We start from the raw sequence: 18,217 nt of genomic DNA on the forward strand, positions 1-18,217 counted from the left end.
CGGGGATGGGTGGGCAGAGGCCCGGACGTCGCAGGTGCGACGAACGGGGTCAGTGCCGACCCGGAGCCCGGGGTCGCTGGGGGCAGCGCGGCGCGTCGAGGGCGCACCAGTACGCCGTCGAGGCGGGCACCGCGCCGGGGACCCCCGACGCGTGGACGCGCACCGGCAGCGGCCGCACCATGCGCACCGCGGTCGTGGCGAGCACGACAGCGAGGACGCCGACGGTCGCGGCGGTGACGAGCGCCTGTCCGGCGCCCGCGCCCGTGACGGTGCCGAGGAGGACGACCACCGTCGCGGCGAGGCTCGCGGCGACGGCGGGAAGGGCGCCCACGTCGGAGGACAGGCGGTGGCGCAGGGCGCTCATGCTCGTCTCCTTCCGTGAGGGTCTGGCTGCCGGGAGCGGGTCGTCGACCCACCACGAGCGTACGTCACGCGCTCGCTCGACCACGCTCGCGGCGGCACACGACCCATGCGGGCGTATGCCGGGTGGCGCGGCTATCCCCTTGCCCTCCCGTGCGGGGCTCCGTACGTTGTCTGGGCCCTCGGTGAGCCGGCCGAAGAAGCCGACCGCCAGACCAGACTCTGCAACGACAACATCGTCGGGCTGGCGGCGGCCTTCGCCGACGCCGGCTTCACGCCCGTCATCGACTGGGTCGTGCCCGACCGTGCCCAGCTCGACCTCTACGTCGAGGGCCTCGGCGAGCGTCACCTGGCGCTCGTCGTGCTCGACCCGGGTGGTGACGTGTGCCGCCGCCGCAACGAGCTGCGTGTCCCGGAGGAGCGGTTCCTCTTCGACGGCCACGAGGCGCTCGTGGCGACGATGCGCGCCACCTTCGGCGAGCTCGGCTGGTGGTTCGACACGTCCGCGCTCACACCCGAGGAGACCGCCGGGCGGGTGCTCGCCCACGCGTACGACCTCGGTCGGCGCGGTCTCTGACGACCTCCGGGCGCTGGCGGCCTCCTCGCCCTATCCTCGGTCTCGGGGAGCAGATCCCCGCGACCCTCGAGGAGGGCGGCATGGCCGAGCCCAGCAGCGGGCACGAGGGCGACGCGGACGCGCCGACGACCCCTGCCCGGCCGAGCCGCGAGAGTCGCCAGGGCCGGCGGGACCGACTGATCCGCGCCCCGCTCCTCGACCGCTTCGGGCTCGTCCTCATCCTCGTGCTCATCACGATCGCGGTCCAGGGCCTCGTCGACGTGCGCGGCTCGCTCCTCGCCCAGCTCTTCGCGCACGCCATCAGCGGGCTCGCCCTCATCGCCGCGGTCCGCGCCTCGGGAGCCCGGCGGCGCTGGCGCCACGCGGTCTACGTCTTCGTGGGCGTCGTCGTCATCATCAGCGTCGCGACCCTGTCGTGGCATCGCGCCGACGGGTCGTCCACCGTGCCACCCGAGACGGCGTGGCTGCTCGCGGCCGCCCTGACGCCGGTCCTCATCGCCCGCCGGGTGCTGCAGCACACCGTCGTCACGATCCAGACGATCATGGGCTCGGTCGCGGCCTACCTGCAGCTCGCGGTGGCCTACGCCTTCCTCTTCCAGACCATCGACGCCTACACCGTCACCCCCTTCTTCGGCGAGGACGTGTCGACGACGACGTACATGTACTTCAGCCTCGTCACCATCTCGACGGTCGGCTTCGGGGACGTCGCGGCCGTGGGCGACCTCGGCCGGATGGCGGCTGCGAGCGAGGCCGTCATCGGGCAGGTCTACCTCGTCACCTTCGTCGCCCTCATCGTGTCCCGCTTCGCGGCGGGTATGCCACGCGGCTCGGCGGGTGCCCCGGTGGAGCCCCGGTCGGGACCCGTGCCGCGGACGCTGTTCGAGGCGCTGGACGCGTCCCGGTCGAACCAGGCGCCGCCAGACCCCGACCCCGACGAGGACGAGGAGGACGGGGGGCCCGACCGGGCCTGAGCGTCAGCTCGTGGTGCCGAGGTCGATGCTCTCCCCGACCGACCGTGCCGGACGCGGTTCACGCCGCCGACACACGGGCGGCCTAGCATCGCGGCATGGCCGACCCGCGCGAACCGCTCGAACCCTCCGACCCGCTGGAACCGCTTCGGGTGCGGGACGCGACGGCCGACGACGCCGCAGCGTGCGCCGGCATCTACGCGCCCTACGTCACCGGGACGACGGTCACCTTCGAGACCGAGCCGCCCGACGTCGCCGAGATGGTCCGGCGCATCGCCAAGGCCCAGGCGCGTCACGCGTTCCTCGTGCTGGACGACGCGGGCGAGGTCGCCGGCTACGCGTATGGCGGCCCGTTCAAGGAGCGCGCCGCGTACCGGTGGTCGTGCGAGGTGTCGGTCTACCTCGCCGAGGGCCGGCGCGGCCGCGGTGGTGGCCGCCGGCTCTACGAGGCGCTGCTCGAGCGGCTCACCGCCCGCGGCTACCGGATGGCCGCCGCCGGGATGACACAGCCCAACGAGGGGAGCGGACGGCTGCACGCGTCGATGGGCTTCGAGCCGGTCGGCACCTACCGCGACATCGGCTGGAAGTTCGGCGCCTCGCACGACGTCGCTTGGGTCCAGCGCCCCCTCGGCGACCCGCTCCCGTCAGCGTTCGCGGGCCAGGACCCACCCGAGCCGACCTGACACCGGACCTGATGCCCGTGAACCCCGTCGAGTGAGCGCACTCGACGGGGTTTACGGGGAGGTGGCGGGACGTCAGGGGAGGGCGGGGTAGTCCGTGTAGCCCTCGGCGCCGCCGCCGTAGAAGGTCTGCGGGTTCGGCTCGTTGAGCGGCGCGCCCTCGCGCCAGCGACGGACGAGGTCCGGGTTGGCGAGGAACTCGCGCCCCACGGCCACGAGGTCGCCGAGGTCGCGCTCGAGGATGTCCTCGACGTCGGCCAGCTCGGTCACCTTGCCGAAGCCCGTGTTGAGGATGACCGGACCGCCGAAGCGCTTGCGCAGGTCGCGGACGATGTCGGACTCCGGGTCGCCGAGGATGCTGAGGTAGGCGAGCCCGAGCGGCGCGATGCCCTCGACGAGCGACTCGTAGGTCGCGGCCGTCTCGGCCTCGTCCTGCTCGAGCACGCCCTGGATGTTGTGCGACGGCGAGATGCGGATGCCGACACGGTCGGCGCCGATCGCCTCGGCCACCGCCTTCGTGATCTCCACGACGAGCCGGGCGCGGTTCTCGGGCGCTCCGCCGTAGCCGTCGGTGCGCTCGTTGCTCGACGGCGCGAGGAACTGGTGCGGCAGGTAGCCGTTCGCGGCGTGCACCTCGACGCCGTCGAGCCCGGCCGCGACGGCCTGGCGCGCAGCGTGGACGAACTCCGCCACGAGCGCGGGGATCTCATCGGTCTCGAGGGCCCGCGGGACGGCATACGCCTGCTGACCCCTGGGGGTCACGACCTCGCCGGGGGCCGCGATGGCGCTCGGCGCCACGCTCTCCAGCCCGCCCTTGTTGTCGGGGTGGGCGACGCGGCCGGCGTGCATGAGCTGGACGACGACGTGGCCACCGCCCGCGTGCACGGCGTCGGCGACGAGGCGCCAGCCGGCGACCTGCTCGTCGGAGTGGATGCCGGGGGTGTCGAGGTAGCCCTGCCCGACGGCGCTCGGCTGGGTGCCCTCGGTGATGATGAGACCGGCGCTCGCGCGCTGGCCGTAGTACTCGGCGTTGAGCTCGGTCGGCGCCTGGCCCTCGCCGGCGCGGTTGCGCGTCAGGGGTGCCATGACGAAGCGCTGGGGAAGGTCCCAGCGGCCGATGCGGATGCTCTCGAAGGCCGTGGACACAGGCCTGCTCCTCACGTTCTCGGGGACTGTGGTGGCGGTCGGCGGCTCCGCCGGCGACCGGTGGAGCCTTCAACTACCCAGTCGACAAGGAGCGGGGCCGGTGGATCATTCCCCGGTGTCCAGGGTTGCGCGTGTGGGGGATCACACGCGGCCCGAGGGGAACGTGCGGGTATGCCGAAGGGGAGGATGCGCAGGCATCCTCCCCTTCGTACGCGCTCAGCTCGCGGAGAGCTCCACGGTCGCGACCTGATGGGTCACGGCGCGTAGATGTACCTCATGCCGGGGCCGTCGGTCAGCGTGCGGGTGTTGTAGTTGTACGCACCGGCGAGGGCGTTCATCTCGACGATCGTCACCTCGTTGCCGTTGACCGCGGTCACCCACGCGACGTGGCCGACGCTCGAGGAGCCGTGGACGCCGGGCTCCATGACGAGGATCGAGCGGGTGCGCGGCGTGCCGCTCACGGTGTAGCCGGCGTTGGCGGCACCGGTGTCCCAGACCATCGCGTTGCCGGTCCAGCCGCCGGGGTAGTAGCCCTCGGACTGGTACCACTTGTTGAGGGCGCCCCACGTGCACTGGCCGTCGGTGGCCCAGTTGGACGAGGCGCGCATGCCGGACGAGGCGCTCGGGACGGAGCCGTTGCTGCTCGACTTCGACGAGGAGGTGCTCGTCGTCAGCGTCTTGCGGGTCAGGTCACGCGAGGCGCGCTGGGCAGCGGCCTTGCGCTCGGCGGCGGCCTTTGCGGCAGCGCGCTCGGTCTTGACCTTGACGTCCTCGATGACCTGCGGCTTGGGCTTGGCGACGCGCTTGGCGACGGCCTGCTGCGCGGCGGGGGCGTAGCCGATCTTCGACAGTGCGGTCGAGGCGGCGGGAGCGGCGGCCGTGGCGGGGCCGACAGCGGCCGGAGCCGCAGCGTCCACGCCGGCAGCAGCCGCGACGTCGCCCGAGCTGGGCGACAGGGTGTCGGCGCTCGCCGGGTTGGCGAAGGTGGCGACCAGTCCACCGGTGGCGGCGACGACGGCACCCGCCTTCATGGCCGGCTGTGCCGACTCGCGGGCGAGGAGCTTGAGCTCGTTGAGGGGGTTGTGGCGGCCTGGCGCACGGTGGCGACCGCGGATGATCTCAGTGTTCACGCGTCTTACCTCTCCGCGCCTACGAAGTTAGCTGTCGGGTTCGGGCGGAAAGGTGCCCGGGCCACCTGCCTCGCGAACCGGTCGCGTGGCGGGTGAGTCTTCACCCCAAGGACGTCCGAAGTCGTTGCGCCGGACGCCCGGAGAAACGTGTGGTTCCTCCGCTCCTGTCACAAGGTTTGATCTCTCTCGTCAGGCGGTGACAGGACTAGGCGGTCCACCTCACGAGAGCCCGACCAGGTGGCCGGACTCCCGGAAGACTAGACGAGGCAACTGGCAAATGTCACGCCACGGTAACGGCGACGCGCGGGGTACGCCCTTGAAAGTCCGTTGTGTACGTCTATACCAACGCTTTACCTTCCGCCGGGTGAGACGTGGATCACACCTTGGGGACGTATCGGACAAGCCCCCCATGGGTACGCCGCGGGGTCCCGACCGGCGGGACCCTCGGTAGCCCCGGCGCGTCAGCCGGCGCGTCAGCCGGCGCTCGACAGGTGGCCGAAGACCACGACGTTGTCGCGGTACTCGTTGCGGCTGTCGGGCCGGGCCCGCCACAGGTGACGAGCCGGATCTCGGCCCTGGTGACGTCGCCCTTGTAGACGAGGTCGGTCGGGAACTGCGTCTTCGTGTAGGCCGCGACCCGGTCGACAGTGAAGGTCAGGTGCGAGGCGTCGCGGCGCGACACCGTGACGACGTCGCCGGCCTTGACCCTGCCGAGCTCGTGGAAGATGCCCGGCACCCCCGAGGGCGTGTCGACGTGCGCCGCGAGGACCGACGGGCCGAGCTGTCCCGGCGTGGGGCCGGCGTCGTAGATCCCGACCTCCTGGGCCGTGCCCGGCACCGAGATGGTCCGTCCCGCTGGACGCGCAGCGGCACGAAGTGCGACGACCGCACCCCGATCGACGGGATCTCGATCGAGGTCGGTTCGGACGCCTCGAGGAAGTCGCCGATGCCGGCGCCCGCAACGGCGGCCCCACCTCCGCCTGCCGGCGTCCCACCCTGACCGGGGGACGCCGACGGGCTCGGGTTGGACGAGCCCTTGGTGGACGGGCTCGCCGTGGCCGTGGGTCCGGCCGAGGAGAGTCCGGGGAGACAAACCGTCCATCCTTCTCTGCTTCAGACAGGGGGTCGTCGTCGACCGTCTCCGCGCGTGGTTCGCGGCCCGGTGCCGGTTGGATTGGGGTTCCAGCGAAATTTCGCCGGTCGGGGCCCCCGGTGCACGGCCGACGGGTCTTGACTGGGTGGAGCGGGCGCGCACCGCGCCCGCCGCAGAACCGGACGCAAGATGCAGATCCGGAAGCAAGCAGAAGAAGTGCCGAAGCAAGAAGAAAGGCAGGACCGACCGTGCTGACCAGCTCCCACGCCTTCAGCGGCTTCTCCGTCGACGACATCCCCGCGGCCCGGGCGTTCTACGCCGAGACCCTCGGCCTGCGCGTCACCGAGGAGAACGGCATGCTGACGCTCCACCTCGCCGGCGAGGGCGGCGACCGCCCGACGCTCGTCTACCCCAAGCCCAACCACGAGCCGGCGTCGTTCACGATCCTCAACTTCCCGGTCGACGACATCGAAGCAGCGGTCGACGAGCTGACCGCGGGGGGCGTCGTCTTCGAGAAGTACGAGGGCACGCCGATGGAGACCGACGCGAAGGGCATCTTCCGCAAGGGCGGACCGCTCATTGCGTGGTTCACCGACCCGGCAGGCAACGTGCTGTCCGTCATCGAGGCGCCCGGCCCCGGCTGACCCGTCCGGTCCTCAGGCGTCGTGGCCCTCGGAGACGGCGGCGCGGCGCCTGAGGCAGAGCTCGGTGATCTCGGAGACGAGCTCGAGCGGGACCGGCCGGATGATCGGGAAGCGCACGGTGTCCTTGGCGCGGCGATAGGGGCTGATCGCCTCCTCGAACCGCGCGTCGCCCGTCGGGACCGGGTAGAGGCCGACGTGGTTCTTCCAGCCGGCGTAGTAGATGAGCGGCTTGCCGTCGACGGTGAACGTCGCCATGCCGTAGCTGATCTTCTCGCCCGCGTGAGGGGCTACCTCGCGGATCGCGCGGCGGACTCCCGCAAGCTGAGTTCGCGTCTCCTCGGGGTAGGAGGCGATGTAGTCATCGACTGACGCAAATCTCGGGGCCAATCGTGGTCCTCACTTCAGTTCCGGACCGGTCGTTGGAGGGGTGTCCTGACTGTATTCAACGAAACGGACGACTGCAAAGTAAGCACACAATTAGGAATCAACTGGTCATAAACCTACAAAACGTGCATTCAGCGGAGCGGTGGCCCGCAAGACGTGCGGGGAGCGCCCCCGCCATCCGTGTTCGTGTCCGGCCGTTCAGACGTCGACCCAGGCCTCACCGGCGAGGACCCGACCGACCACGCCTGCGGGCCGCCGACCGAGGAGGGTCGCGGCGGCGAAGTCGGCAGCGAGCCCGTCGAAGACGTCGTGCCGTCGCAGCATCGCGTGCTTGCCGCCCTCGACGGTGACGTAGCCGACCTCCGCGGTGCGGGCCAGGTCGCGGGCCACCGCGGCCGAGCTGGTCGGCCGGGCGACGCGGTCGTCGTCGCCGTGGACGACGAGCACCCGCCGGCCGGTGAGGTCGAGCCGTCCCTCGTCCGGGTAGAGCCACGGGTTGAGCGCGACGGCGCTGACGACGGGGTCCTCCCCGGCGGCGAGCAGGGCCGCGCGTCCCCCGAGAGAGTGCCCGACGAGGCACACGGGCAGGTCGGGGCCGAAGCGGGCGGCGACCTCGCCCAGGGCCCAGCGCACGTCGTCGACCGGCGTCTGGTGGGCGTCCCAGCCACGCGTCGAGTTGAGCAGGCGCAGCACGGCGAGCTCGCCCTTGGCGGCGCGCGCGATCCGGCTCGCGATCGGCACCATCCGCAGCACCGACAGCTGGGTGGGGCTGACGCGCATCGGCCTGCGTCGGGCTCCGCCCCCGTGGAGCACGAGGACGACGCCGCGGGGCGCGCTCGGGGCCGCCGTGTCGATGAGCCGGGCGTGCGTCACGTCTCGCTCCTCTGCCGCCGCTGGGTATGCCGTGTGCTCGGGTTCGCGGGTCACCCCGGTGCTTCGGAGCGCGCGCGTCACCGGCTTGGTGCCCACACGGCATACCCGATCGGTGTCGCCCTCAGGCGGCTGTCCAGGGTTGCTCAGGGCCGCTCAGGGGCGCAGGAGCACCTTGACGGCGCGGCGCTCGTCCATGGCGCGGTAGCCCTCGGCGACCTCGTCGAGCGGGAGCGTCAGGTCGAAGACCTTGCCCGGGTCGATGCGGCCGTCGAGGACGCGACCCAGCAGGTCGGGCAGGTAGGTGCGCACGGGCGCCATGCCGCCGGCGAGCCCGACGTTGCGGACGAACATCTGCCGGACGGGCAGCTCGACGCCGTGCGGGGCGCCGACGAAGCCGACGGTCGAGCCGGGCCGGCCGATGCGGAAGGCGGTCTTCATCGACTGGTCGGTGCCGACGCACTCGAGCACCGAGTCGGCGCCGATGCCGTCGGTCAGCTCCATGACCGCCTCGACGCCGGCGTCGTCACGCTCGGCGATGACGTGGGTGGCGCCGAACTCGCGGGCCAGGGCCTGGCGCGGCTCGTGGCGCGACATCGCGACGATCCGCTCGGCGCCGAGCTCCTTGGCGGCGATGACGCCGCAGAGGCCGACGGCCCCGTCACCGATGACGACGGCGGTGCCACCGGGCTGCACGCGCGAGCTGACGGCGGCGTGCCAGCCGGTGGCCATGACGTCGGCGAGGGTGAGCAGCGAGGGCAGCATGGCGTCGTCGGGCATCCCGTCGGTCGTCACGAGGCTGCCGTCGGCCTGGTTGACGCGGACGAGCTCGGCCTGGCCACTCTCGGTCCAGCCCTGGTGGTCGCAGACCGAGGTCATGCCGGCGCGGCAGTGCGCACACGTGTTGTCGCAGTGGACGAAGGGGATGACGACGAAGTCGCCCGTGCGGATGGTGCGCACGTCGCCGCCGACCTCCTCGACGACGCCGACCGCCTCGTGGCCGATCGTCGAGCCGGCCGTGATCGGGTTGGCCCCGCGGTAGGGCCAGAGGTCCGAGCCGCAGATGCAGCCGGCCACGACGCGCACGATGGCATCGGTCGGGGCCTCGATCGTCGGGTCGGGGACCTCGGTCAGGCGGATGTCACCGGGGGCATGGATCGTCGTCGCGCGCATGCGCCCATCCTTCTCCCGACCGGGGCGCGACCCCAAACCCGCCGGTCAGCCGCGCGAGCGGAGCCTGAGGTTGGGCAGGCCAGGCGCCGGGAGGGTGTGCTCCCAGGCCTCGGGGAAGGTGCCGTAGCGCGCGCCGGGCTGCGCGGCGGCATACGACCCCTCCTCGCGGGGACTGCGCTCGCGCTGCCAGTCCTCGCGGAAGCCGACGACCTCGTCGTGGCTGCGGCCGATGAAGTTCCACCACATGACGATCTGCTCGCCGAAGGGCGCGCCGCCGAGCACGAGGAAGCGTGCCGGCCCGTCGGGACCTGCCTCGACGGCGATGCGCTCGGTGCCGGTGGCGTGGAAGGCGAGCTCGCCGGGCTTCGCCGTGACGTCGCCGACCGTGAGCAGGCCTGTGTCGCAGAGCAGCCCGTGCTCGTGGGTCGGATCGACCTCGATGGTGAGCGAGGCGCCGGCCTCGAGGGTCACCTCGGCGCCGACGAGGTCGGAGAACATCGTCACGGGCGAGGTCTGACCGAACAGGGTGCCGAGGAAGACGAGGACCCGTGCGCCGTCGACCTCCGTCACGGGCGGGGCGTAGTGCTCGAAGCCCGGCTGCGCGTTGCGGTCGGCCTCGGGGAGCGCGACCCACAGCTGGGCGCCGTGGAGCACGGTCGTATCGGGGGTGGAGTACTCCGAGTGGGCGATGCCCGAGCCCGCGGTCATGATGTTGAGCTCGCCGGGCCGCACGAAGGCGTGCGCGCCGGTCGTGTCGCGGTGCTCGACCTCGCCGGAGAAGAGCCACGACACGGTCTGCAGGCCGGTGTGCGGGTGGCCGGGCACGACCATGCCGCCGGTCTGCGACACGTCGTCGGGCCCGTAGTGGTCGACGAAGCACCACGCGCCGAGGAGCGAGCGCTCGCGCTGCGGGAGGCTGCGTCGGACCGGCATCGCGCGCGGGCCGCCGAGGGGCACCTCGCGGTAGGGCAGGACGACCGCTGTGGGTGGCCCCGACGACGGGACCTCGTCGTCGCCGCAGACGAGCTCGGTGGGGTGGCGGTCGGGGTTGCTCACCCCCTCAGGCTAGGCCCGGCGACGGGTCTGGTTGCAGGTCTGGTGTGCTTCTGGTTGCAGGTCCGGTTGCTAGGTTGCCCGGCATGACCGACTCGGCCGCCAGCGCCCCCACCACCGGCGTCGGCCCGGGACGCTGGTCGGCGTGGCGGGTCGTCTGGTGGTTCGGCTTCGTCAGCCTCGCCGCCGACATGGTCTACGAGGGCGCGCGCTCGATGTACGGCCCGCTCCTCGCCTCGCTCGGCGCGACCGCGGTCGTCGTCGGCCTCGTGACCGGCGCCGGGGAGGCCATGGCGCTCGTGCTGCGCCTCGTCTTCGGACCGCTCGCGGACCGGACCGGCCGCTACTGGGGCCTGACGATCATCGGCTACGGCCTCACCGCCGTCTGCGTGCCGCTGCTCGCCGTGACGCCGTTCGTCGGCGGTGCCGGGCTCGTGCTGGCCTCGGTCCTCATCCTCCTCGAGCGGTCGGGCAAGGCCGTGCGGAGCCCGTCGAAGTCCGCGCTGCTCGCCCACGTCGCGTCGGCGGTCGGTCGCGGCCGGGGCTTCGGGGTGCACAAGGCGCTCGACCAGGTCGGGGCCTTCGCCGGACCGCTGCTCGTCGCGGGCGTCATCGCGGCCACTGGCGCCATCTGGCCGAGCATGGCGGTCCTCGCGATCCCGGGCACGGCGGCGATGCTGCTCCTCGCCGTCATCCGCTCGCACGTGCCCGACCCGTCGGTCTACGACGTCGACGCCCCGGAGGCGGCGAGCACGTCGAGCACGCCCGTGGCAGTAGCGGTTCCGGGTGGTGAGCCGGCGCGTCGCGGGCTGCGCGGCTGGTTCGCCGACGCCGTCGGCTCGGGCCTGCCGCGCGAGTTCTTCGGCTACGCCCTGGCGGCCGGGCTCATGACCGGTGGCCTCGTCACGTTCGGCATCATCGGCTACCACCTCACCGTCGAGGGGCTCGTCCCCGTCGCCACCGTCCCGATCGTGTATGCCGGCGCCATGGGTGTCGAGGCGCTCGCCGCCCTCGGCGTGGGCCTCGTCTACGACCGCCACGGCGGCGCCGTGCTGTATGCCGTGCCGGTGCTCGTCGCGCTCGTGCCCCCGCTCGCCCTGTCGGGGTCCGTGGCGCTCTCCCTCGTCGGGGTCGCCGTCTGGGGCCTGGCCTACGGCGTGCAGGACTCGACCGTCAAGGCGCTCGTCGCGGAGGTCGTGGAGGCCCCGAGGCGCGCGACGGCATACGGCGTCTTCGCGGGGGTGCAGGGCGCGTTCGCGATCGTCGGCGGGCTCGTGTCCGGCTGGCTCTACGACCGGTCGCTGCCCGTCCTGGTCGGTGTCGTCGCGGTGAGCCAGCTCGTCGCGCTCGTCCTCCTCGCCCGCACCGTCCGCACGCTCCACCCCGACCGTGTGACGACCGGGCCACTCGAGTAACGGGGAGGACCCCTCCACCGTCGAGTGGCCCCGTCGTCGCGGGACGACGGGGCCACTCGAGTGCGATGCGGTGGTGCGGTTGGTCAGCTGACGGCGTCGAGGGCGTCGACGACACCCTCACCGAAGTAGCTGTTGTCCTCGACCGGGCCGACGCAGACCGGGCCGCCGGTCGTGGTGCCGCACGCCTTGTCGTCGGCCTGCGAGCGCAGCTTCTCGACCATCTGCGCGGGCGTCCACGTCGGGTGGACCGACTTCATCAGCGCGAGCACGCCGGCGACGTGCGGCGACGCCATCGACGTGCCGCTCTTGGTGCCGTAGCCGTTGTTGGCGACGACCGTCGACAGGATCGTCGAGCCGGGGGCGGCGACGTCGATCGTGCCGAGGCCGCGGTTGCTGAACGATGAGAGTCGGCTGTCCATCGTGCCGGCCGGGAAGCGCTGCATCGAGCTCACCGTCACGACGCCGTCGAGCTCGGTCGGGATGTCCTCGCACCCGCTGTTGAGGGTGCGCGTCACGAAGCCCGACGCCGGCTGGTCGTCGGGGCTCGTCGTGTCCTTGAAGGACGACTTGTCCGACAGGTCGTGCGCCGAGTTGCCGGCGGCGGCCGCGTGGACGACACCCTGCTCCGTCGACCAGGTCACGGCGCGGCGCACGGCCTCCTTGGCGGCGTACTGGTCGGGCTGGTCCTCGCAGTAGAACTCGAACGGGTCGACGTAGTAGCTGTTGTTCGTCACGTCCATGTGCTTCAGGCCGGCCCAGATGAACCCGCACACGGCGTACTCCGGGTAGATGAACCCGGCGTCGTTGACGACCTTGACGGCAGCCATCCGCACGTTCGGGGCGACGCCGACGATGCCGACCCCGTTGCGCGCCGCGGCGATCGTGCCGGCCACGTGGGTGCCGTGGTCGCTCGTCGTCGGGTTCCAGCCGGTGGCCGAGAGGTCGGGCCGGCCGGCGTCGGTGCAGTTGACCGAGTCGGCGACGTCGATGTTGGCGGCGAGGTCGGGGTGGTCGGGGTCGATGCCGCTGTCGAGGACGCCGACGAGGACGTCGCGGGAGCCGTCGGTGATCGCGTGGGCCTGGTCGGCCTTGATCATCCGCATGTCCCACTGCTCGGTCTCGCGCGGGTCGGTGGCGTCGGCCGGCGTCGCGTCGGACTCGAGGTCGCCGTTGAAGGCCTTCTTCGCGCCCTGCATGTAGCCGGACGCGCCACGGCCCCAGGACGCCCCCGCGACCTCGGGCGTGCCCTCGGAGACGGCGACGGTGCGGGTCGCGCCGACGGACTCGACGGCGTTGCCGCCCATGGCGACGACGTCGGCGCGGAAGGTCGAGACCTTCGAGTGCGCGATGACGACGCCGATCTGCGGCCACGACTGGACGACGACGCCGCCCGCCGCCTTGACCGCGGTCTCGACGAGGCGCGTCTGGCCGGGGCCCACGATGCGGGCGTTGACGACGTAGCTCATGAGCCGGTCGTCGGGGGTGCTGATGGTGACGGGCGTCGAGACCGGTTCGGCATCGGTCGAGGCGACGGCGACGCCACCGATCGCTGCGGTGGAGGCGAGGGCGAGCGACGCGACGGCGACGATGCCGCGTCTGGTCAGGCTGGGGTGGCGCATGTGGTGAGCTCCCGTGGTGTGAGGGACGGTGCCGGCGCCCGGATCGGGCGCACCACCACATCCTCGGACCGAACTCGCGGGTGCGCGCGCCGAGATTGGCACCAGGTGCCGCCGTGCCGGCTCAGCTCGGCCCGGCGGGGTGGGTCAGCGGGGCGAGGGCGATGAGGAGCACGAGCGAGGCGAGCGGGCTCAGGCTCCACGGGAGCAGCATGATCGCGGCCGCGAGGGACGCGAGCGCGAGCGACCCGACGGGCAGGAGCCCCTCGACCGCCAGGGCCACGAGCACCACCGCGAGGGCCACGGCGGTCAGGACCGCGCCGCCGGACGAGAGCGCCGACGGGACCGCGTAGCCGAGCAGCCCCGTGACGTGACCGAGCCAGACCGCGCCGGTCGCGCCGGCGCCGAACGCCGCGAGCAGCGAGGTGGGCACCGCGAGCGGGAGGTGGCGCAGCCGGGCGCCGAGACTCGTCGTCAGCCAGGCGAAGCCGACGACCGACAGGACGAGGAGCACGCCGGCGGCCACCGACAGGGCGCCCTGGTCGCGCGCGGCGGCGACCCCGCCGAGACCGCCCAGACCCCGGAGGCCGTCGAGGTTGTCGAGGCCGTCGACCCAGTCGACGATGCCGTAGGTGAAGAGCAGGAGCGGTGCGAGCAGCGCCAGCAGCGGCGTGCGGTCCGTCGTCGTCCGGGTTCCCGTGGAGGCCGCATGCGTGGACACCCACGCGGACGCCGGCGCCGTCGCCGGCGCCGACGCCGTCGCCGACGTGGCGAGCGGTGAGTCGGCCCGGAGGTCGATGGTGGCGGCGGAGGCGGAACGGCTGGCTTGCGCCCTTGGCGGCGTGACGGCATACGCAGGCGGTGTGTGGGCGCTCGAAGGGCCGGTGGGGCGGGCCGGGGAGAGCGTGCTCGGCGTCATGTGTCCCAGCGTGGCCGTCGGCGGTGACGGTGCCCATCGGGGTCGACCCCGAGACGTCCCCGAACGGTCCCTGAGAGCGGTCGTGTCCAAGGGGTTGCCTATTTGTCCATTTCGAAGACTTTGACCACCTTTGGGTCGTACCGTGCGACTGTGGGGCCGAGGTCAGGGTCGGCCCCGTCGAGGCTCTGGTCAAAGGGGTAGACATGTCGGTGCGCTTCAACGCTCCTCCGGGATGGCCGGTTCCGTCGTCGTCGTGGGCTCCCGGTGACGACTGGATGCCGGACCCCGGCTGGCCGACGCCGCCCCGCGGCTGGACGTTCTGGATCGTCGACCGGCGAGCGCTGGGCGCCCCGGGCGAGGCCGGCACGCCGCGCTTCGGCACGCCACGGCGCACGACCGCCGCCACCTACCGCGCCTACGGCACCGACCGTGGGAGCTGGCTCGCCGGGCTGCGCGCCCGGGCCGCGGCCGACGCCCTCACGACCGCTCCCGGCGTTGCCGTCGAGCCGGCGCGGGCCGTGGCGGACAGCTCGTGGGAGCTCGACGGCCTCCTGACGTCTGCAGGCCGGCTGGACCTCTGAGGTGGACCTGACGCTCAGGGTCGCACCCGAGGTGCGACTCGGCTCCGCCACGTCCGGGCTGCGCGCCTTCCTCGACGACATCGCCGGTACGCGCGTGGGCACCGGCGTCGGAGCGCGCACGTCGGCGTCGACGGGAGGCGACCGGGGCTCCGACCGGGGCTCCGACCGTGGCTCCGACCGAGGCTCCGACCGAGGCTCCGACGGGACCGCGACGCTGGCAGAGCTCGAGGTGCGCGCGCGCCTGGCCCAGGAGTCGGGTGACCTGAACGCCCTGCGGTCGATCGAGGAGGCTCTCGGAGCGCTCCACCTCGAGAACCATCCACCCCGCCGACGCCCCGAGCCGCCGGCGGCGGCCGCCATCTCCGCCAAGGAGCGGAGCCTGCTCGAGCGCAAGGCCTTCCACGCTGCACTGCCGCAGGTGTCGGTCTTCAAGCGCGCCGCGCGCGCCAAGGCCAAGGCGATCGCCGAGACCCAGGCGGACGGTTTCAGTCGCGCCCTCGACCTCGCGCACGTCGTCGTCTCCCAGCACCGCGCCGCCGCCCTCGACGACCAGTGGAACCACCTCGCCGGACACGATCGCTGCGCCGTCATCGCCGAGCTCGATGCCGACTTCGCCGCGGCCGAGTGCGGCTGCACGTGCGTCGACGCCGGCTGGGACGCAGAGACCTCACGGGGCTACGTCACGATCGTGGGCCGCTACCCCTCACTCGACATCGTGGCCGAGCGAGGACCGGGGGTCTCGTCGAGCGGACGCCGGATGCTGCGTCGCCGCCCGCGCTCCGAGCGCAATGCGCTCTATCTCAGCGGGCTCGCGTCGTTCGCCCTGGCCACGGCCCGGCGGTCGATCAGTGTCGCCGTCGCCGCCGACGACATCCACCTCGTCATCGTCCGGCCGACCGAGGCCGGCCACGGGCTCGAACCGATCTACGTCGGCAGCCTGAGCCGGGAGGCCGTCACGCTGCGTCCGGCGCTCGCCGACCCGCTGCCGCTGCTGCTCGGGTCCGCGGCTCGGCCCATGCAGTTCGACGGTCCCGCCCACGATCTCGTGGCCGCGGCCCCGGAGGCCGACGTCATGGGCATCGTGCAGATGTGCGTCGACGCGCTCGGCGACGAGGAGCTCGACGGGCTGCTGGAGACCGGCCACGCCTGAACGTCGGTGGCCCCTCGACGGTCGCGAGGGGGCCGAACGTGGCCCTTCGACGGTTGGGAGGGGGCCGAACGTGGCCCTTCGACGGTTGGGAGGGGGCCGAACGTGGCCTCTCGACGGTTGAGGGGCGGGGTCGGGTGTGGTGGGTCAGGTGGGTGGGGGGTCAGGAGGGGAGGGTGCAGGCGGCGGACTGGCCCTGGGGGGCGACGGCCTGGTAGCCGGGCAGGGTCGCCAGACCCTTCTGCCACAGCGCCCGCCACGCAGCCTCCGCCGCAGCCGGGGTCATGCCGCCGGCCTTGAAGTGGGACTGGTCCTTGAGGTGGGTCTCCCACGGGGCGATGGCGACGCGGGCCTGGGCCAGCACGCCGCCCACGGCCTTCAGTGAGGCCGCGCAGCGGCGAATCGCGTCCGCATCGACCCCGGTCGCCCCGGCGGCGACCGCGCAGGCGTCCTTGGAGGCGGCCAGGGCCCTGTCGGCGGCGCGGAAGGCGACGATGTTGTCGGCGGCCTTCTCCGTCGTCGCGGGCCAGGCAGCCTTGGCCTCGGCCAGGGTGAGCTTCCCGGCCTGGAGGTCGTTCATGATCTTGAGGTGCCGGTCCCACTGCGAGAGCGAGCGGTAGGCGTCGGCGCGCGCCGCTGACTGCAGGGCCCACTTCGCCCGGCACGACGCGACGGCCTTGACGATCGGGTCGACCTCCGGCGTCTCGGTGGCCCCCGTGGTCTCCGACGGCGTGGTCGACGGGGTCGTGCTGGGGGCGGGCGTCGTCGTCAGAGGGGCTGCGACGCCGGGTATCGCGCTCGGCGAGCCGGTCGGCTCGGCCGACGTGAACAGTCCCTTGCCGAACCACACGGCGGCGCCCAGCACGACCACGGCGAGCACGCCGATGAGGACGGGGAGGATCCCCCGTCGACCCCGCTGCTGCTCCTTGATCGCCCGACGCGTCTGCGGTTGCTGACCCATCCCATCCCCTACTCGGCCGCCGGTCGCGCGGATGCCCCGGCCCCCACCGGCACTTGCGACCTCGCTTGCACGATAACGCGCTACCCGTGCGTACCCGAACCGAAACCCCTTGTGATCTGGTCGAATACGGCATATCAACCCCGCGGCAGCCGTAGCGGCGGCGCTGCCCGAGGGGTGGCCAGGGGTGATGCCGCGACAGGGTTCGGCGCTATCCTCCGAGCGAATCCTGTTGTGTCATGGTTCATCCGGTGGTGCTCGGGGAGTGGAGCGGGGGTGGTGGTCGTGACCGTGCTTCCCCCCGGCGAGGGTCAGGATGCACCCGGTCCGCGTGTCCAGAGTTCGAAACGTCACTACGACAGTGTATTTCGGGCAAATGCCGTCGAACGGGCCAAAGCGCCCGACGCGCGGCTCTCCGTCGTGGCCACGGACCTCGGGGTCAGCGCCAGCACGCTCCGGCGATGGGTCAAGGCGCACGACGGTGCGACCCCCGCGTCCCCCGCATCCCCCGCGTCGTCCGACTCTCCGGGCGCACTGACGACGCCCCTCCCGGCGGCGTCGCCGGACGTGCCGGCCCCGCCCGACGTGCCCTTCGCGCCGGTCCCGTCCGTCCCGCCGCCCGACCCGGCCGCTCCGATCGTCGCCGGGCGCCCGTCGCCGAGCTCGGGCGCCGCCGGGACCGCGGCCTCGGTGACCGCACCCTCGGGGACCGCGCGGCACGAGGACTCGCACGTCATCGCCATGCTCGACGCGATCCTCGAGATGTTCCCCGGCCCCGGCGCGTTTCCCGCGGGCCACGAGCTCGACGTCCCCGGTCCGCGTGAGCAGCGCGACGCCGCCGCCCCGGCCGACCGGATCCCGCTGCACCCGGGCGACGACATCTTCCCGGCCCTGTCGAGGCTGCTGCCGGTCTACCGCTTCCCGATCATCCTGGGCGCCCTGCTCGCCGCCATCGTCTTGTCGCGGGCGGTGCCCGCCGACTACGCCCTGCGCCCCGCGGTCCTCTCCCTCCACGTCCTCGCGCTCGTCGTCTCGTTCGGGGCCGTCCTCGTCATCGACTGGCACGGGCTGCTCTGGCTCGCCGGACGTCGCGGCCTGACCGAGTCGACGCGGCTCGCGGCCGGCGCCGGTCCTCTCATCTGGGGCGGCCTCGCCGGGCTCATCGTGTCCGGGGCGCTGCTCCACCCGAACCTCACGTCACCGCTGACGGTCACCAAGCTCGTCCTCGTGCTCGCCGTCGCCTGGAACGGCGCAGCCATGTCCGCGCTCCGTCGCCGCATGGCCCAGCTGCCGGCGTACGTCACGCCCGGCAACCTGCCCCGCCGCGACTGGCGCCTCATGATGACCGCCACCGTCGTGTCCCAGGTCGGGTGGTGGGGCGCCATCCTCATCGGCTTCGTCAACTCGTCGACATGAGCATCCACGTGCACGACCTGAGCAGGCCGACATGAGCAGGCCGACATGAGCAGGCCGACATGAGCAGGCCGACATGAGCTGGCCGAC

General features: G+C 72.8%; 19 protein-coding genes and 1 riboswitch. Of the genes, 8 read left to right on the plus strand and 11 right to left on the minus strand.

Annotation, left to right across the window (positions count from 1 at the left end; all coding sequences use genetic code 11):
• Positions 1-49: 49 nt before the first annotated feature.
• Positions 50-364: a hypothetical protein gene (locus ASD90_RS01245; protein WP_056750520.1), complete on the minus strand. Its 315-nt coding sequence runs from the start codon at positions 362-364 to the stop codon at positions 50-52.
• A gap of 105 nt (positions 365-469) precedes the next feature.
• Between ASD90_RS01245 and ASD90_RS01250 the strand changes: the two genes are divergently transcribed.
• From ASD90_RS01250 to ASD90_RS01260, 3 genes are all read left to right on the plus strand, one after another.
• Positions 470-937, plus strand: a complete 468-nt coding sequence (locus tag ASD90_RS01250) for a hypothetical protein (protein ID WP_200958514.1) — start codon at positions 470-472, stop codon at positions 935-937.
• Between the two features lie 80 nt (positions 938-1,017).
• On the plus strand, positions 1,018-1,908 hold the full coding sequence (locus ASD90_RS01255) for a potassium channel family protein (protein WP_056750523.1): 891 nt from the start codon (positions 1,018-1,020) through the stop codon (positions 1,906-1,908).
• 95 nt (positions 1,909-2,003) lie between these two features.
• A complete protein-coding gene (locus tag ASD90_RS01260) occupies positions 2,004-2,588 on the plus strand; it encodes a GNAT family N-acetyltransferase (RefSeq protein ID WP_056750526.1) in 585 nt (194 codons plus the stop codon).
• A 72-nt stretch (positions 2,589-2,660) separates the two neighbouring features.
• On the opposite strand, the gene ASD90_RS01265 is transcribed toward ASD90_RS01260, so the two are convergent.
• From ASD90_RS01265 to ASD90_RS23730, 3 genes are all read right to left on the minus strand, one after another.
• Positions 2,661-3,731: an alkene reductase gene (locus ASD90_RS01265; RefSeq protein ID WP_082588400.1), complete on the minus strand. Its 1,071-nt coding sequence runs from the start codon at positions 3,729-3,731 to the stop codon at positions 2,661-2,663.
• A 254-nt stretch (positions 3,732-3,985) separates the two neighbouring features.
• Positions 3,986-4,861, minus strand: coding sequence for a CHAP domain-containing protein (locus ASD90_RS01270; RefSeq protein WP_056750528.1), 876 nt, complete (start codon positions 4,859-4,861; stop codon positions 3,986-3,988).
• Positions 4,862-4,865: 4 nt separating this feature from the next.
• Positions 4,866-5,053, minus strand: a riboswitch (cyclic di-AMP (ydaO/yuaA leader).
• A gap of 184 nt (positions 5,054-5,237) precedes the next feature.
• Positions 5,238-5,699: a sortase domain-bontaining protein gene (locus ASD90_RS23730; protein WP_056750530.1), complete on the minus strand. Its 462-nt coding sequence runs from the start codon at positions 5,697-5,699 to the stop codon at positions 5,238-5,240.
• A 503-nt stretch (positions 5,700-6,202) separates the two neighbouring features.
• Between ASD90_RS23730 and ASD90_RS01280 the strand changes: the two genes are divergently transcribed.
• The gene (locus ASD90_RS01280; RefSeq protein WP_056750531.1) at positions 6,203-6,598 is read left to right on the plus strand and encodes a VOC family protein; all 396 of its coding nucleotides are present in this window, start codon (positions 6,203-6,205) and stop codon (positions 6,596-6,598) included.
• Between the two features lie 12 nt (positions 6,599-6,610).
• Here ASD90_RS01280 and ASD90_RS01285 read toward each other — a convergent pair whose 3' ends face one another.
• The 4 genes from ASD90_RS01285 to ASD90_RS01300 all read right to left on the minus strand — a co-directional run bounded on the left by ASD90_RS01285 (position 6,611) and on the right by ASD90_RS01300 (position 10,081).
• On the minus strand, positions 6,611-6,985 hold the full coding sequence (locus ASD90_RS01285) for an iron chaperone (protein ID WP_056750534.1): 375 nt from the start codon (positions 6,983-6,985) through the stop codon (positions 6,611-6,613).
• Between the two features lie 195 nt (positions 6,986-7,180).
• Entirely contained in the window at positions 7,181-7,909 is a 729-nt protein-coding gene (locus ASD90_RS01290) for an alpha/beta hydrolase (protein ID WP_235506343.1), read from the minus strand.
• A gap of 99 nt (positions 7,910-8,008) precedes the next feature.
• The gene (locus ASD90_RS01295) at positions 8,009-9,025 is read right to left on the minus strand and encodes a zinc-dependent alcohol dehydrogenase family protein (RefSeq protein WP_056750538.1); all 1,017 of its coding nucleotides are present in this window, start codon (positions 9,023-9,025) and stop codon (positions 8,009-8,011) included.
• Positions 9,026-9,070: 45 nt separating this feature from the next.
• Complete coding sequence (locus ASD90_RS01300; RefSeq protein ID WP_056750542.1) at positions 9,071-10,081, minus strand: pirin family protein; 1,011 nt, start codon at positions 10,079-10,081, stop codon at positions 9,071-9,073.
• A gap of 83 nt (positions 10,082-10,164) precedes the next feature.
• On the opposite strand from ASD90_RS01300, the gene ASD90_RS01305 reads away from it, so the two are divergent.
• Entirely contained in the window at positions 10,165-11,493 is a 1,329-nt protein-coding gene (locus ASD90_RS01305) for an MFS transporter (protein WP_056750545.1), read from the plus strand.
• An 83-nt stretch (positions 11,494-11,576) separates the two neighbouring features.
• Here the strand turns inward: ASD90_RS01305 and ASD90_RS01310 are convergent, their stop codons facing one another.
• Positions 11,577-13,112 (minus strand): S8 family serine peptidase, encoded by a 1,536-nt coding sequence (locus ASD90_RS01310; RefSeq protein WP_056750548.1) that lies wholly within the window; start codon positions 13,110-13,112, stop codon positions 11,577-11,579.
• A gap of 121 nt (positions 13,113-13,233) precedes the next feature.
• Positions 13,234-14,028: a hypothetical protein gene (locus ASD90_RS01315; protein ID WP_056750552.1), complete on the minus strand. Its 795-nt coding sequence runs from the start codon at positions 14,026-14,028 to the stop codon at positions 13,234-13,236.
• 203 nt (positions 14,029-14,231) lie between these two features.
• On the opposite strand from ASD90_RS01315, the gene ASD90_RS01320 reads away from it, so the two are divergent.
• Both ASD90_RS01320 and ASD90_RS01325 read left to right on the plus strand, forming a co-directional pair.
• Positions 14,232-14,609, plus strand: coding sequence for a hypothetical protein (locus ASD90_RS01320; protein WP_056750558.1), 378 nt, complete (start codon positions 14,232-14,234; stop codon positions 14,607-14,609).
• Position 14,610: 1 nt separating this feature from the next.
• The gene (locus ASD90_RS01325) at positions 14,611-15,759 is read left to right on the plus strand and encodes a hypothetical protein (RefSeq protein ID WP_056750559.1); all 1,149 of its coding nucleotides are present in this window, start codon (positions 14,611-14,613) and stop codon (positions 15,757-15,759) included.
• Between the two features lie 160 nt (positions 15,760-15,919).
• Here the strand turns inward: ASD90_RS01325 and ASD90_RS01330 are convergent, their stop codons facing one another.
• On the minus strand, positions 15,920-16,717 hold the full coding sequence (locus ASD90_RS01330) for a hypothetical protein (RefSeq protein WP_056750564.1): 798 nt from the start codon (positions 16,715-16,717) through the stop codon (positions 15,920-15,922).
• A gap of 288 nt (positions 16,718-17,005) precedes the next feature.
• Between ASD90_RS01330 and ASD90_RS01335 the strand changes: the two genes are divergently transcribed.
• Complete coding sequence (locus ASD90_RS01335) at positions 17,006-18,130, plus strand: transposase (protein WP_235506457.1); 1,125 nt, start codon at positions 17,006-17,008, stop codon at positions 18,128-18,130.
• Positions 18,131-18,217: the final 87 nt, after the last annotated feature.

This window comes from Terrabacter sp. Root181, assembly GCF_001428505.1.
In the GTDB taxonomy this organism is placed as follows: Bacteria; Actinomycetota; Actinomycetes; order Actinomycetales; family Dermatophilaceae; genus Terrabacter.

What these genes read in the sequence shown, in the direction of transcription:
- ASD90_RS01320 (WP_056750558.1), top strand. Translation starts at nt 14,232, where the DNA reads ATGTCGGTGCGCTTCAACGCTCCTCCGGGATGGCCGGTTCCGTCGTCG.
- ASD90_RS01310 (WP_056750548.1), bottom strand. Translation starts at nt 13,112, where the DNA reads ATGCGCCACCCCAGCCTGACCAGACGCGGCATCGTCGCCGTCGCGTCG.
- ASD90_RS01250 (WP_200958514.1), top strand. Translation starts at nt 470, where the DNA reads ATGCGGGCGTATGCCGGGTGGCGCGGCTATCCCCTTGCCCTCCCGTGC.
- ASD90_RS01315 (WP_056750552.1), bottom strand. Translation starts at nt 14,028, where the DNA reads ATGACGCCGAGCACGCTCTCCCCGGCCCGCCCCACCGGCCCTTCGAGC.
- ASD90_RS01245 (WP_056750520.1), bottom strand. Translation starts at nt 364, where the DNA reads ATGAGCGCCCTGCGCCACCGCCTGTCCTCCGACGTGGGCGCCCTTCCC.
- ASD90_RS01330 (WP_056750564.1), bottom strand. Translation starts at nt 16,717, where the DNA reads ATGGGTCAGCAACCGCAGACGCGTCGGGCGATCAAGGAGCAGCAGCGG.
- ASD90_RS01260 (WP_056750526.1), top strand. Translation starts at nt 2,004, where the DNA reads ATGGCCGACCCGCGCGAACCGCTCGAACCCTCCGACCCGCTGGAACCG.
- ASD90_RS01295 (WP_056750538.1), bottom strand. Translation starts at nt 9,025, where the DNA reads ATGCGCGCGACGACGATCCATGCCCCCGGTGACATCCGCCTGACCGAG.
- ASD90_RS01305 (WP_056750545.1), top strand. Translation starts at nt 10,165, where the DNA reads ATGACCGACTCGGCCGCCAGCGCCCCCACCACCGGCGTCGGCCCGGGA.
- ASD90_RS01255 (WP_056750523.1), top strand. Translation starts at nt 1,018, where the DNA reads ATGGCCGAGCCCAGCAGCGGGCACGAGGGCGACGCGGACGCGCCGACG.